Origin of the sequence: Sivoneniella epilithica UHCC 1019 (assembly GCF_040830845.1) — a bacterium.
Classification (GTDB): Bacteria; Cyanobacteriota; Cyanobacteriia; order Leptolyngbyales; family Leptolyngbyaceae; genus ULC077BIN1.
On sequence record NZ_JBFPDP010000024.1, the window covers coordinates 42,146 to 55,625 of the forward strand.

Below are 13,480 nucleotides of genomic sequence, written 5' to 3' on the forward strand. Positions count from 1 at the left end.
TTGGTCATGGGTCACATAAATGGTGGTTGTACCCAGTTGGCGCTGAAGCTTAACAATTTGCGATCGCGTTTCTGCCCGCAATTTTGCATCCAGGTTGGATAGCGGCTCATCCATCAAAAATACTTGTGGATCTCGCGCCATCGCTCTGCCCAACGCCACTCGTTGCTTTTGTCCACCCGATAGCTGCTTGGGCAACCGATTCAACAATCCATCAATTTGCAAAATTTGAGCAATCCGCTGCACCTGTTGATCAATATCCTTTTCACGCTGGGGCTGATAGCGCAACCCCTTAGGCAACTTGCGAGTCGTTTCAATCAGCAAATTTTCTAGCCAAAGAGGGATGGAGGAGGAGTTTTGAGTTTTGAGTTTTGAGTTTTGAATTTCATGCTCTATTCCCTGTTCCCTGTTCCCTGTTCCCTGTTCCCTGTTCCCTCTCCCTGCTCTTCGTAGCCCAAACGCGAGGTTGTCGTATACGGTCATGTGCGGATAGAGGGCGTAATTTTGGAACACCATGGCAATATCGCGCTCTTTGGGAGGCAGGTGATTGACTAGGCGATCGCCGACGTAAATGTTGCCGCCTGTGAGATCTTCTAGTCCGGCAATCAGCCGCAGCAGCGTACTTTTACCACAGCCCGATGGACCGACTAACACCATAAACTCGCGATCGTTGACCGTGAGATTAATGTTTCGCAGAACCGCAGCCGGATGGCGAAGCGAGGTCTGTTCTGGAAGTGCTATGTCCGCTTGCCGCGTTCCAGGCTGAAAGCTTTTGTAAATAGTTTCTAAAACGACTTGTGCCACGATGCTTGACGTTATCACCTGCTACTGGTCTTCCTCATCTTAGGGCAAGTTCAACATGTGCTTACCTTTTAGGCTAAATCAATCCCAAACTTCGCCTCGATCGATAGAGCAACGCCTGTCATCTCTTGCCCCAACTGCTAAACTCAAACAGAAACATGCTGCATAGTGTATAGACAAACCCATGGCAAAGCGTCGTCCCCGTTCCTCTATAGATAACTACGAACGCGATCGCGAATTTGAGCGGGAGTATGATGATTACTCCACTCCAGAACCGAGCAATAAGCCACCCCGCAAGCCCGAAAAATCCATTATTCTCAATGCCACATCTCTGGCAATATTGGCGGGGGTTTTGATTCTAGGAATTGGGATCGGCATGGGCTTTAGCTCTGTGGGTGGCAATAACAGCAGTACGGGCACCAAAATTGTCACCCAAAGCGATTTAGATAACAAAGCGCCGAATCCGGAAATATGTGTTCAGTTTGGGGCAAGCGCGATCGTCACCGATTTAAGAGTTTTTGTGACGCTAAACCCGCTGAATTTTTATGTGTCTCAGCCAACATCCCGTCCAGGATGCGTTTTACGAACCAACAACTGGTCAATTTTAGAACAGCGGAACTTGGTTGATGCCGAGCAGGTGCGTGAATGTAAGCGACGCATGAACACTTTTGGCTTTACAGGAGCGCTAGAAAGCTCTCCGGATATTAGCTGTATTTATCAGAATGATCTTGCCAAAAATTTGTTTTTAGATCAAAACGGTCCTGATGGTAAGCCCGTAGCTGAACCGGATAACAAGCAGTTTTAACTCCAAGTCTAGTTAGCGCACTTCACGGGTCATGCGAACCTGAATGATTTGCCCTGGCTGGATGGTGGCAGGTTTGGGTGAGGTGAAGAGGTTGGTCGCAGCCCCAGCAGCCCCACCTAATAAAACCCCCAAGCCTGAGAAGTTGCTGACTAATCCACCTGCCAATGCGCCGGCTCCTGAAAAGAGCGCTAGGGATGATCCAGATATTTCTCGATTGCCAGTGATCGCGTCGGATTCGGCAGCAAAGGGAATTGCGCGATCGCTTTGGGTAATTGCCATCGCGATAAATCGACTGCCCTCGCGGTTGGTATCAAATTGTCCGGTGACAAAACTGCCTCGTGGAAACACGATATTCCCCACAGAATCGCGCACCTCGGTTTGCAAAATTAGCACCTCCTGCCGGGGCATTCCCGCAGTCAGGCTAAGATCAACAGTGCCGGGATAGCTCAACATCAGCATTGCTCCCGCAGGCAAAATCAACCCTGGCACCGTTGATTGATACATCATTGGTCTGGTGAGGGGTGATGTCACCGATGGCATCATGGGGATTGCTGTGGCTGAAGTTGTAGCTGAATAATTGGGCAGTGTCGCGGGAGCCGTGTTTAACCCATTTGCCCCGCCAACGGGCAAGGATTTACCAAACTCAATGGTAGAGGGAGGGGGAAACGCATCTCCAGAAGGCACTGTTGGAGACATCTGAATGGGTGTCACAGTTGCAGTCGGGAGATCCATAGGCTGTAAGGGCGGCACAGACACGGCTGGAGCTTGGGGTGTGAGTGCTGGGGTTTGTAGAGGCAGCACCGAAACCATGGCTGTTTGGCTGCTGCCTCCCTCTAAAAAGGTGGGTTGAGGCAAACTAGTAGGCTGAACCATGGTTGACGGAAACACGGTTGCCGCGATCGCAGGAGGGTTATACCCAGATGACGGCATGGGCGACTGCATCGCTGGCATTTGGATCACGCTGGAAACAGGCGGTTGAGCCACCGTAGAGGGCAGCGGCATCATGGGCGGACCCGACTGCATCACGCTAGAAATCGGTGGCTGAATGGGACGCACGGGTTGCAGTTGAGTTGGCTGCAATTGGGACGATTGTATCTGTGGCGATTGGATTGGTTCGGCTGACTGCATTACGCTAGAAATCGGCGGCTGTAGAACTGGTAGAGCGGCAGGTTGAAGCGTCGGTAACTGCGGTTGCATTGTAGGGAGGGTGGGCTGCATCACGCTGGGAACGGGTGGCTGCACGACAACAGGGGAAACCGGGGCAGGAAGCACAGGTAAGTCAAGCGGCGGCATGGCAGTTGCAGGGGGCGCAGCAAAGGTGATCGACGAGGGAACTGCTGCCTGTGGCGTTGGATTTTGCGTTGGAGTCGAGACTGCGATCGCCGGAACCGTCACCTGTGCCGGACGATTGCTGGCAATGCGTATCGTCGATGGAATTTCGATCGCGTCGCCCAGTTTGCTGGCTTCAATTGCCGTCGGAGCAGTCAAAGGCGCGATCGTCGGTACTGCTAGCGGTTGGGTTTGTATTGACAGCCCCGTTATGGTTGCAGGAATGGCAAGCGATCGCGGGGCTGCTGGCGTTGGCATGACCACACTAGCGGCGGGTAGCAAAACAGGCGGCGGAACCTCTAGTTTGACTGCATTCGTGACATCAACTGATAGATCAGACGGTGACTGCGCGGCGCTAGGGGGCAGTGGCGTGGTTTTCTCCGTGGGAGATACTTGCGCGATTCGTGAAACGTTAGCGAAGCTTTCCACAGGCATCCCTACGGGAATCACTTGGGGAGGCGGAGCGGTCGTTAACCTTGGAGTGTTGGACTGAACAGACCGTGAAGCAACAGGCGGCAAAGAAACATCGCCCTCCATCAAGGTATTGTTCATCGGGCTGACATCCGACCCTTCAGGCGGCGCTGGCTGAGCGCTAGCTGGCTGAAGCGCGTCTTTCTGAGCAGAGGGGGCTGTTGGAGGAACCGTTACCACAGTCGCGGATGATTTTGGCGGCACCGGAGGAAAACTAGCTGGCAAATCAAGTTCTGAAGAGGGCGGCGGCGGCAGAGCCGAGACGGGGTTTGGGGTGGGCTTGTTAGCATTTTCGCTGACTGCCACCGCCTGACTTGAAGCTTGGCTGGGAGGCATTCCTACCGTTTCCGCCACTGTTTTAGCCGTTGACGCATTCGCGATTAATGGGCGCAATACCCAGGTGGATTGGTTGGTCTTCTCTAGCTTTACTTGCCCTGGAGCAAAAACCGCGTCCGTAGAAAGTTCCATCACAATTCGTGTCAGACCGGGCTGAAACTGAGAAACTCGCACTTGGCGAATTGCTCCAGAGTAGGTTTCTTTCACGCTGACTTCGCCCACCTCAGTATCCGGCAGATCCAAGACAATTCGGGCAGGTTGTGCCATCAAAAAGTAGCGGGGTGTCACTCCTTCTTTAACTGTCACTTCCAACTGTCGAGCCGCCGGATCATAACGCCAATTTGTTAAAGCCGCAGCCTGCACCCGCATCGCCGCGATCGCTAGCGTTCCAGCAGTCAGCATCCCGACCAGCCCCACTCTCAATAGTTGCGGTACATCCACCGAAAAATCTTCGGCAGGCAAAAACTGCTCTTTAGGCTCAAATTTTGGGTTTTGCATGGTGTTGAGGAGTAAGCAGAGGGTTTCTGAAAATGGCGCTAGTCTTAGCACGAGTCTTGGCGCTAGAAAAATGCAGCAAAACTAGCGATCGCACCTTCATCCAGCCCAAACGGTATATCACCAGATATAGAGCTAGATGGATACTATTTACGCTAGTTCCTGCTAAATGCAGCGCAAGCTTTAAAAAAGTTTACAGTTAGGTTTCAGGTTCTAGATTGCAGAAAGTTCATCCTGATTCCTGCTACAGTACGCGAAAAGGTCAAAACCACCATCTGTTATTCCTGAGTTCTCAAAGATCTCTACGTCCTAACCGATTCATCCGCTGCTCCTCGAATCGCGTTCACCTGCTGCTGATACTCCGTTTCACCCAACACCGGATAAGCTTCATCCAACGCGATCGCGGCTTGTAGGTCAATCCAGGATTTACAGCTACCATAGGACTCAATATAAGGAATGATCTGTGGCTCAGGCAGCGTGTATACGCGAAGAAAAAGCCCCTGTAGCGGTTGGGTTGGCTTCCACTTCAGCCGCTCTGTAACAAACTGCATATTCCAAATGTGAAAAGGTAACAAACGGGCGATCGCATCTGCTTGCATAATCTGAACACTGTCCGTAATCTTCGCCCATGACCCAATTCTCACCTGACTGGGATGCCAGCCCGACTCCACAGGCTGCACCTGAGCCATATAATTTGGCTTGAGCAACTCTAGCTGCTGATGTTCATAGGTCGGATAGAGCCACACCGTTTCATGTTCCACCCTAAACTTGCCGCCCGTTTCTCGAATGCCGCCCTTGCGTAATAACAAAATAGTTTCTCCCTGTTCTCATCCAGGCTGATTTACCAAATCGTTCCCAAAGATCGCCGACAAAGTGTTGGTAATACCGCACCGCAATGGGTTCTAAATCTGCCCCTGGCTTGATCACGTCATAAAACACGGCACTGCCAAATCCCGCCTGACCGGGAGTACCGTAGAGAGTCATGAGTGCAGTAACAGCGGATGGAAGGGAAGTGGAGGGAGTCATGGGTTTAGACCGTTCCGCCCAACGCTACCGTAGGTTCAACTGACTCCCGCAACCGCATCAACTGATCGCGCCAGGATGCCACCAGCACATCGGTTTCTATATCCTGTCCCTGTTGCTTCAGCCGCCATTTGCGAAATGCCAGTTCGTCTTGCGCTCTGACCAAGGCAGCAGCAGTGCGGCGATTGTACCCAGGAATGCGGCGGGTTCTGAGAATGCGATCGCGCTTCACTCCCTCGTATTCTGCTGGCGTGATCACGGGTTCGACTTCATTGGCTAACTCGTCTCGAATCACGCGCCGCTCCCACACGCCGCTGCGCCAGAGGATGAACCCGACCAGCAGCAAGAACGGCAAAAACTTCTGCACATAACTACCACTAAACGCCAACCAACCCAGAACAAACGGTAGACCTCCTGGCATATTCAGTCCGAGGGGTGGAGTTTCCACAGCAGAAACTGCCGCGCCAGATGACCGTTGAGCCATCACCACCAGCAACATACTGATATTTTGTGAGAAGTGCGCCGAGAAGCCCAACAGCCAGCCCACCACGGGAGCCGTATAGCGCCACCATTTGCGAGTGGTTTGGCGAGATAAGCCCAAAAATAGCCCAAAGATGCCCGTATAGAGGGCATGTCCGGCAAAGCCAAATAGGGCGTGCCGTGCGCCAATATGAATTAGCCAAGGAGCATAGCCCCATTTGGCATATTCACTCACGACGTAATGCACCGATTCGAGAAAGTTGAATCCTGCCCCGATCAATGCACCGTAGATAAAGCCGTCACGGGCATTGTCAAATTCTGATCGCAGCAGGAGAAACAGCAGCAGCACTCCAGCGCCCTTGGTGATTTCTTCCACCAGAGGACCCGCGATCGGGGCAGCAATTTTGAAGCCGGCGTTGGCTCCCAAGTAGTCTTTCACAGTTGGATGGGCGTTAACCCAATCCGCAATGGTGGAGATGATGATCTGGTTAAACGGGAGAGCAATGCCCGTGGCGATGAAGGTACCCCACAGAAAGGCAATGGCATAGAGCCAGCGAGATTCGTGTTCCCGTCGATCGAGGAACCAGAGAATGGCGACAGTGCCTGACGAAAATAGGGCTGACCAGAAGAAAGCGATCGCCATGACGCGCATCCCATCCGGTGAGGTGATTTTTGATTGTAAAGACGTGAACAACGTGTAGCTACTGATCAGGACTAAGACCAGCAGGACGGCGATCGCAAACTTAGCGGGTTTAGGTTTCGCTAATGGAGAACCGTAAAGAATTCTAGAAATATCAGTAGAAGTCATAAATTCAGATTAAAACGTTGGTTAAAGCTCCCTTTCCCCTGTTCTGGGAGGAAAGGGAGAACTCAATGACAATCTAGCGATCGCAATCTGCTGGAGTAGCGTAGACGATCGAGGCGTAACGTCCTTCTGCCGTGCGGATCGAGACACAGCTATTGGTTCCGGCTTCCCACCAATTGCTAAAAACTGCTTCGCCAGACGGGATCGTCTTGATGAAACGATAGCCCCGCTGTCTCACAGCATTTTCGGCTTGTCCGGCTCTGGCTCCTACCAAATCATTCAGACCAGGGACCGGATCGCCCACTTGCACATTGCTGGCTTGAGTGTTCTCGACTACAGGATTCGCTGGGGTCGTCGAGCGATTCTTGTTACCCAAAATTCCAGCTAAAACCGCACCTACGCCGATCGCAGCACCAGCGATCGCAGCACCCCGCGATACTTTGGGCGGCTCAGGCGCATCATAGGACGTTGACGCAGGATATTCCGAATCCACCTTGACGGCTAAGATGTTCCGCGTTCCCTCTTCTCGCCAGTTCAAGAACCCACTGGTCGGGTTGCCAATAAACTGCACATTATGCAAACCGTCGTAGGTTTGCACCTGGAGATCCCGCATACTGGGACCGAAAAAGTTGTATTTGGAGCCATTGTCCAGTTCTACCGACATGATGGTGGTGGTGCCTTGCCGCTTTTGTTTAACGACACAATGCCCATCAAACGCATTGTAAGTACCATTGGTCAGTTTGCAGCGCCCGTGCATTCTCGAAATCACTTCTGCTGAAGCGGGTTGCGCCAACGGCAAAAAATTCACCGTAATCGACACCCCGACACAACTCAACAGCGTGATTGTTTGCTTCAAATTCCGTTTCATTGATTACTCCTCGTTAGATTCAATTAGTCAACCCACTATTTGATCAGCCAACTTAGGCGATTACTCGCCGCCATCGGCAAAGATGATGAAGTCACTACGAATCCAGCCGATCGCTTTCGACTGGACGAATTGCACCTTGCACCAGTTCAACCCACTGCCGCGCCGATCTTGATCTTTGACACACTGAATCACGCGCACTTGGTCACCCGGTACGCCATAGTGCGGTGAACCAGAGTTAACCGTAGGTTGCGATCGCACATTAATCCGCGCATTGGGGTTACTGGCTCTCAGAGTAGAAATGCCCCGTGCCAAAACAGGTGATACCGCCGATATAAAAGCGATCGCAGCAAGAACAAACGGAAAACTCCGTTTCAACATGATCACAACTCCTCAAAAAGGTTTACAAACAAAGCACCCAGGAATTGAGATCTTCGACTTTTTTGACAAGCCAGAGATCTAAGCCATTGCGACTATTTCGCACAATCTGCTGAACCACCCGCATAGACGATCGACTGGTAGCGACCTTCTTCGGTGAGGATGGTCACACAGTAATTGGTTTTGCCCTCTAGCCATTGACTGTAAACAGAATTGCCAGAAGGAGAAGCCTTGACGAAACGATAGCCCCGTTGTTTGATTGCGTTTTCTGCTTGCCCTGCCCGTGCCCCCACTAAATCATTCAGGCGAGAGACGGTCGTACCCGCCGCAGGCTGGGACTTAGCAGCCATAGAACTTCCGCCCATCGTGTTACCCTGATTGCCACTCGTATTACCCTGATTGCTATAGGGAGCGGCATCCCAATACACAAAAATGGATTCATTCGCAAGGCGATAAATCTGTCCCTTGTCGCCCAATCCAGCTTGGCGATAGGCGGCTTTTCCGTTCTGATCACGGTAGTTGCCGGGGTTACTACCCACTGGGCGCAAGTCATAGCGTTTGCCATTTTGCAGTTGAATGCCAACTGCACCCTGTCGTTGGGAAAAGGTACAGGAACCGGAAGACTTGGCGCGGTCTTGCCCTTTGGCATAGACATCACAGCGGGCATTTACGGTGTCTGCTTTGGCGATCGCAGTAACACCAACAGAAGCGATCGCCAAGGCTACAGATAGGAATGAATAGATATACTTCATGATCAAAGAATTTTTCAGATCTAAAAAAAATTACGTTACCGCATTAAAATGCGGTAACGTAATTTTTAATTTTTTTTTGGAATGTTTTTATATTTTTCTTCTGAGGCAATAGCGGCTCAAGAATTTCCCATTCTGCCTGCGTCGGCGAGACTGTTCAAATACGCTATAGCGACTAGATTCAGAGGGTTATAGGTGCCTTATTCAGCAATATTAAAAAAGATGTCAAATGGGATCTATAACCGCGATCGCCGCAGTAGTTATGGTCGATATTCCCCTAACAATAGCCCAAACCATTGATGGGTATCCATCCAGACTTGCACTGAATCAATGCCCTTAGATTCAAGCTGCGATCGCAGCGTTGCCACATCAAACTTGCGTGAAATTTCACTGCGAATCGTTTCTCCGGCTGCCATATTAATCGTCAGGTTCAAGGCTTTCAAATCAATCGTTTGAGATTTGAGGCTGCGGAGATGCATTTCAATTTGCTGTAACTCAGTATTATAAAAAGCAAAATGTTCAAACTGAGCTACGTCAAAATTGCCGTCAAACCGCTGGTTGAGGTGCTGCAACATATTCAGATTGAAAGCGGCAGTAACGCCTTGACTGTCGTTATAGGCTGCCTCTAGTTGGGCAGTAGATTTGTGTAAATCCACGCCGAGCAAAAAGTAGCCCCCCGATCGCAATGCCAATCTCACCTGATTAAAAAAGCGATCGCACTCATCCTGGCTCAGGTTGCCCAAACTGCTCCCCAAAAAGCAAATCATTCGTTGGGGCAAATAGCCATCTGACAGCGTTTGCAGCGCTTGTTCATAAGTGCCCACTAACGCATGAATTTTTAGGTGATCATAAGTTTGCAGTAAGCTTTGAGCGCTGCTTTCCAAAATTCCTGCGCTGACATCAATCGGGCGATAGCACAAGGGATGATCTTGCGCTTGATAGGCTTCTAGCAACAGCCGGGTTTTCGTGGAACTGCCGCTGCCCAATTCCACCAGTTCACAGGCTCCGGTGTGCTGGGCGATCGCCCCTGCATACTGCTGTAAAATCTCCGTCTCGGTACGGGTTAGGTAATACTCTGGCAGATCACAAATTTGCTCAAACAGTTGAGAGCCGCGATCGTCATAAAAATATTTTGGCGGTACTGTTTTGGGCGATCGGCTCAATCCCTGCACCACATCCGCGCCACTATCCTCCTCTGATGAATCGCTGGAATTCCCTAAATAGTCAATTTTTAACCGAGTTGACCACTCTAAAGGAAGCTCTTCCACAACAGCTTCCGCAACCAATTGAAACGGCACCTTACCACCCGCTTGAAAACCTGACATGCAACCTCTCCAACACCCAATAGAACAAGATGGCTATGCCACTGTTCGCCATTCTGCCATAGGAAAGGCAAGAGAAGAGGGAACAGGGAAGAGGGAGGGAAGTTTTGAGTTTTGAGTTTTGAGTTTTGAGTTTGTTCTTCGTCCTTTACCTCTCGCCACTCGCCTCTTTTTGTCTTTCCCAATGGCTCAATATGACTGCATTGGAGACATTGCCGATGACGTTAATCACAGTTTTGAAGCCATCGGTAAGGCGATCGACTCCCGCAACGATCGCGACTCCTTCTAACGGTAAGCCTGCCGCTGCTAATACAGTAGTCATGGTGATGATAGCGGCACCGGGTACACCGGGAGTACTAAAGGAGACGAGAAAAGCGCTGAGGGCGATCGCTAACACCATCTCTGCGGTGATCGGAATGTGATAAATCTGGGCAATAAATAAGGCATTGAAACTTTGTAAAATTGCGGCACCGTCTCGCTTTAGGGCAGTACCCAGAGGAATGGCAAAACTGGCAATATCAGGACGCAAGCCGTAAGTCTCCTGGACATTCTGTAGGGCGATCGGCAGGGCAGCATTAGAACTGGCGGTGCCAAAAGCAAGCGAGAGCGCCGGAAACAGGCTTTGCAAAAGATGCAGGGGCTTTGCCTGAAGAATTGCCAATGCCAAAATATAGACTCCTGCCATGAGAAAACTGGTGAGCAACAGACCTAGCACGTAAACCAGCAGTTTGGCAATCACTGCCAATCCTTGGGTTGCAATAATGGAACTGATCAACGCAAAAACCCCGATGGGCGCGGTGTAGAGAATGATCGATAAAATTTTTTCACTAATCGCATACACACTTTCCACCACCGCCAAAAAGCTAGTTGCTTTCTCCCCCGCAAGCTGAATGCCCATGCCGATCAGGGCTGCCGAAAAAATAGTTTGCAGTAAATTTCCGGTGCTGAGTGCTTCTAACGGATTGACAGGCACCAAGCTAATCAGCCAATCGAGTAGCGATGGACTTTGTTCCTGAATAGTGGCGACTGGTAAAGCTAATCCTGTGATGCCAGACCCAGGCTGCAAGATAGTGCATGTCACCATACCTAAAGCAACCGCGATCGCGCTGGTGACGGCATAGCTCGTCATCAGTTTGAGCGTGTATCGCCCTACTTGACTAGCATCTTGAATGCGGGTTAACCCCAAAATTAGGGAAGAAAAAACAATTGGAATAACGACAAACTGAATTAAGCGTAAAAATATCTGCCCAATCGGATCTAAAACATAGTGATCAATCCCTGAAACGCTGGCTGGAGCAAACTGATTTAGCCCAATTCCAAACAAAATTCCCGCGCCAAGCGCTATTAAAATCAGCGTGGATAAACTAATGGAGCGATTTTTGGGCGATCGCGAATCGATGATTGTTTCCATGCGCCTCGCAGATAGTCATGTGCGAGGTCATTATCTCAGACTTGATCCCCTGAATCTGCCGCTTATGCCACCAAGCCCGATCGCAGCGCCCGCACCGCAGCTTGCGTCCGATCTTCCGCACACAGCTTGCTCAAAATATTGCGGACGTGGGTTTTGACCGTGCCCACCGTAATATAAAGCTTGTCTGCGATCGCTGCATTGCTACACCCCGACACAATGAGTTCCAAAATTTCCAACTCGCGCTCCGTCAGCGGATAGCTTTCTAATACCTGCTCCATCTCTGGATCAACTGCACCAATTGCAACGGTTTTCGCTTGGTTCGTGTTGTGACCATTGGATGGAGTTTGACGAACTTGGTGTAATACCACATTGGCGATCGCGGGGTCAATCCACGAGCAACCCGAATGAGTCGCCCGTAGCGCTTCCACCAGCTTGTCAATACTCACATCCTTCATGCAATAGGAATCTGCACCTGCCGCAAATGCAGCCAGCACCGCATCTTCACTATCGTGCATCGTCAAAATCAAAATCTTCGTTTTGTCGTTGTGATTTGTAGCTTGAAACTGCCGAAACTTTTGGGTTAACTCAATGCCATCCATGTCGGGCAACCCAATATCGACGATCGCCACATCGGGTTGAGTACTTTCCAAGACTCTCAACCCTTGAGAAGCGTTGGGAGCCTCGCCCACAATGCGAATTCCTTCCTGCTGCTTTAATGCAGTCCGCAATCCAATTCGAGTTAGATCGTGGTCTTCGATTAGTACAACATTAAGTTCGCTCATTGCCTCATTCCTTACCAAGTGACAAAAGTTTTAAATCTGAATCATATTTAATCCCTACTATTTAGATAGAGTTTTTAACTTTAAATCACATCCACCAATAGACATAGAGCCTCTCTCTAAAGGTCAACAGTTTAATTAAATGATCTCCGTCTATGATATGAAAAAGATAGACAGGGCTATCAATGTCATAATTGAGACTGACATTTGACCCGCGAAATATGCGATCGCTTAATCAAAACGGTCAGTCATAGATTCACTGTAAAAGAGTGATTAGCAATAATTAAGAGCAGCATTAAATAACACTAAATCAATGCAGGAAACGCGATTAATTAATGTCCTTTTGGTTGAGGATGATGAAGTAGATGTGATGAACGTAAGACGGGCATTTAAGAAAAACAATATCTCTAACCCGCTTTACATTGCCACCAATGGAATCGAAGCACTCGCCATGTTACGGGGCAGCAGCCCAAATCAATTGGATGCGGTTCCAGAACACCGTCGCTTAATATTGCTAGATCTCAATATGCCTAAGATGGGCGGCATTGAGTTTTTGCACGCGCTCCGCACCGATCCAGCCTTACAAAAAACACCAGTCGTTGTGCTGACCACTTCCAACCGTGATCAAGATCGGATTGAAGCCTACAACTTTAACATTGCTGGCTATCTGCTTAAACCAGTAACATTCAGTGCATTTGCCGACCTAATGATCGCCCTAGATAACTATTGGATGTTGTGTGAAATGCCATAACCTGTTTTACGAGACTAGCTGAGGTTTAGATGCTTGCTCTCTTAAACGCTCCGGTGTCACTGAAAGCAGTTCACCGTGTTGTAAAGTCCAACATTGATCAGCAATTTCAAGCAGATCTCCCACATCGTGAGAGACTACCAGCAAACCCCAGTGTTTTTTCAGTTTTGCCAATAGACCCACCAGTTGCCGCCGCATAGACCAGTCAAGTCCCGCTGTTGGTTCGTCTAATAGCAGCAGATGAGGCTGGCGAATCAGTTGCACTGCCAAGGCTAGCCGCCGCTGTTGTCCGCCGCTGAGAGCGTGGGGTTTCGCGCCTAAAGACAACTGCTCTAATCCCACTTCGGTTAACGCCTGTTGAATGCGATCGCTGGTGATTTCTGGATGACCCAACCGCAGTTCTTCCAAAATGGTGCCGCCGCAAAAATGGCGCTCTGGAAACTGGAACACCAGACCGCTCAACTGTTGCAAATGCAACGAGGTAAGCTCCTGATCACGCCAATGGATTGTTCCCTGTGTTTTTTCTGATAGCCCCGATAAAATCTCCAACAGCGTACTTTTGCCAGAGCCGCTAGGACCCACAATCAGCGTTAGTTGCTGCGGTGCAACCTGCAAATTAATCTGCTTTAAAATCGGCACATGGGCAGCAGGAGGATGATAAGAAAGATTTCTAAGGTTCAACATTT

At 50.0% G+C, this 13,480-nt stretch carries 13 protein-coding genes and 1 pseudogene; 2 read left to right on the forward strand and 12 right to left on the reverse strand.

All coding sequences use genetic code 11. The features are described 5' to 3' along the window. Nucleotides 1-12: 12 nt before the first annotated feature. Nucleotides 13-819: pseudogene (locus tag AB3R30_RS15410) on the reverse strand (ABC transporter ATP-binding protein); the annotation flags it as partial. A gap of 163 nt (nucleotides 820-982) precedes the next feature. Here AB3R30_RS15410 and AB3R30_RS15415 point away from each other — a divergent pair. Beyond that, nucleotides 983-1,603 carry a DUF3172 domain-containing protein gene (locus tag AB3R30_RS15415; RefSeq protein WP_458650090.1) on the forward strand — a complete coding sequence of 207 codons (621 nt, stop codon included), beginning with the start codon at nucleotides 983-985 and terminating at the stop codon, nucleotides 1,601-1,603. A gap of 12 nt (nucleotides 1,604-1,615) precedes the next feature. On the opposite strand, the gene AB3R30_RS15420 is transcribed toward AB3R30_RS15415, so the two are convergent. The 10 genes from AB3R30_RS15420 to AB3R30_RS15465 all read right to left on the reverse strand — a co-directional run bounded on the left by AB3R30_RS15420 (nucleotide 1,616) and on the right by AB3R30_RS15465 (nucleotide 12,049). Further along, the gene (locus AB3R30_RS15420) at nucleotides 1,616-4,237 is read right to left on the reverse strand and encodes an AMIN domain-containing protein (protein ID WP_458650091.1); all 2,622 of its coding nucleotides are present in this window, start codon (nucleotides 4,235-4,237) and stop codon (nucleotides 1,616-1,618) included. A gap of 299 nt (nucleotides 4,238-4,536) precedes the next feature. Next, the gene (locus AB3R30_RS15425; RefSeq protein ID WP_458650092.1) at nucleotides 4,537-5,043 is read right to left on the reverse strand and encodes a DUF1802 family protein; all 507 of its coding nucleotides are present in this window, start codon (nucleotides 5,041-5,043) and stop codon (nucleotides 4,537-4,539) included. Beyond that, nucleotides 4,997-5,260: a hypothetical protein gene (locus AB3R30_RS15430; protein WP_458650093.1), complete on the reverse strand. Its 264-nt coding sequence runs from the start codon at nucleotides 5,258-5,260 to the stop codon at nucleotides 4,997-4,999. The genes AB3R30_RS15425 and AB3R30_RS15430 overlap by 47 nt, the downstream gene beginning before the upstream one ends. Before the next feature lie 4 nt (nucleotides 5,261-5,264). After that, nucleotides 5,265-6,545: a PrsW family intramembrane metalloprotease gene (locus AB3R30_RS15435; RefSeq protein ID WP_458650094.1), complete on the reverse strand. Its 1,281-nt coding sequence runs from the start codon at nucleotides 6,543-6,545 to the stop codon at nucleotides 5,265-5,267. Nucleotides 6,546-6,618: 73 nt separating this feature from the next. Then, on the reverse strand, nucleotides 6,619-7,410 hold the full coding sequence (locus AB3R30_RS15440; RefSeq protein WP_458650095.1) for a hypothetical protein: 792 nt from the start codon (nucleotides 7,408-7,410) through the stop codon (nucleotides 6,619-6,621). 60 nt (nucleotides 7,411-7,470) lie between these two features. Then, on the reverse strand, nucleotides 7,471-7,788 hold the full coding sequence (locus AB3R30_RS15445) for an SH3 domain-containing protein (protein WP_458650096.1): 318 nt from the start codon (nucleotides 7,786-7,788) through the stop codon (nucleotides 7,471-7,473). Between the two features lie 92 nt (nucleotides 7,789-7,880). Then, nucleotides 7,881-8,537 carry a hypothetical protein gene (locus AB3R30_RS15450; RefSeq protein ID WP_458650097.1) on the reverse strand — a complete coding sequence of 219 codons (657 nt, stop codon included), beginning with the start codon at nucleotides 8,535-8,537 and terminating at the stop codon, nucleotides 7,881-7,883. A gap of 257 nt (nucleotides 8,538-8,794) precedes the next feature. Next, nucleotides 8,795-9,859: an L-histidine N(alpha)-methyltransferase gene (gene egtD / locus AB3R30_RS15455; protein ID WP_458650098.1), complete on the reverse strand. Its 1,065-nt coding sequence runs from the start codon at nucleotides 9,857-9,859 to the stop codon at nucleotides 8,795-8,797. Between the two features lie 145 nt (nucleotides 9,860-10,004). Next, the gene (locus AB3R30_RS15460) at nucleotides 10,005-11,267 is read right to left on the reverse strand and encodes a dicarboxylate/amino acid:cation symporter (RefSeq protein ID WP_458650099.1); all 1,263 of its coding nucleotides are present in this window, start codon (nucleotides 11,265-11,267) and stop codon (nucleotides 10,005-10,007) included. A 62-nt stretch (nucleotides 11,268-11,329) separates the two neighbouring features. Then, entirely contained in the window at nucleotides 11,330-12,049 is a 720-nt protein-coding gene (locus tag AB3R30_RS15465; RefSeq protein ID WP_458650100.1) for a response regulator, read from the reverse strand. Between the two features lie 310 nt (nucleotides 12,050-12,359). Between AB3R30_RS15465 and AB3R30_RS15470 the strand changes: the two genes are divergently transcribed. Then, a complete protein-coding gene (locus AB3R30_RS15470) occupies nucleotides 12,360-12,797 on the forward strand; it encodes a response regulator (protein ID WP_458650101.1) in 438 nt (145 codons plus the stop codon). A gap of 6 nt (nucleotides 12,798-12,803) precedes the next feature. Here AB3R30_RS15470 and AB3R30_RS15475 read toward each other — a convergent pair whose 3' ends face one another. Beyond that, nucleotides 12,804-13,478 carry an ABC transporter ATP-binding protein gene (locus AB3R30_RS15475; RefSeq protein ID WP_458650102.1) on the reverse strand — a complete coding sequence of 225 codons (675 nt, stop codon included), beginning with the start codon at nucleotides 13,476-13,478 and terminating at the stop codon, nucleotides 12,804-12,806. Nucleotides 13,479-13,480 lie beyond the last annotated feature (2 nt).

What these genes read in the sequence shown, in the direction of transcription:
- AB3R30_RS15430 (WP_458650093.1), bottom strand. Translation starts at nt 5,260, where the DNA reads ATGACTCCCTCCACTTCCCTTCCATCCGCTGTTACTGCACTCATGACT.
- AB3R30_RS15420 (WP_458650091.1), bottom strand. Translation starts at nt 4,237, where the DNA reads ATGCAAAACCCAAAATTTGAGCCTAAAGAGCAGTTTTTGCCTGCCGAA.
- AB3R30_RS15470 (WP_458650101.1), top strand. Translation starts at nt 12,360, where the DNA reads ATGCAGGAAACGCGATTAATTAATGTCCTTTTGGTTGAGGATGATGAA.
- AB3R30_RS15460 (WP_458650099.1), bottom strand. Translation starts at nt 11,267, where the DNA reads ATGGAAACAATCATCGATTCGCGATCGCCCAAAAATCGCTCCATTAGT.
- AB3R30_RS15450 (WP_458650097.1), bottom strand. Translation starts at nt 8,537, where the DNA reads ATGAAGTATATCTATTCATTCCTATCTGTAGCCTTGGCGATCGCTTCT.
- AB3R30_RS15440 (WP_458650095.1), bottom strand. Translation starts at nt 7,410, where the DNA reads ATGAAACGGAATTTGAAGCAAACAATCACGCTGTTGAGTTGTGTCGGG.
- AB3R30_RS15415 (WP_458650090.1), top strand. Translation starts at nt 983, where the DNA reads ATGGCAAAGCGTCGTCCCCGTTCCTCTATAGATAACTACGAACGCGAT.
- AB3R30_RS15445 (WP_458650096.1), bottom strand. Translation starts at nt 7,788, where the DNA reads ATGTTGAAACGGAGTTTTCCGTTTGTTCTTGCTGCGATCGCTTTTATA.
- AB3R30_RS15475 (WP_458650102.1), bottom strand. Translation starts at nt 13,478, where the DNA reads ATGTTGAACCTTAGAAATCTTTCTTATCATCCTCCTGCTGCCCATGTG.
- egtD (WP_458650098.1), bottom strand. Translation starts at nt 9,859, where the DNA reads ATGTCAGGTTTTCAAGCGGGTGGTAAGGTGCCGTTTCAATTGGTTGCG.
- AB3R30_RS15435 (WP_458650094.1), bottom strand. Translation starts at nt 6,545, where the DNA reads ATGACTTCTACTGATATTTCTAGAATTCTTTACGGTTCTCCATTAGCG.
- AB3R30_RS15465 (WP_458650100.1), bottom strand. Translation starts at nt 12,049, where the DNA reads ATGAGCGAACTTAATGTTGTACTAATCGAAGACCACGATCTAACTCGA.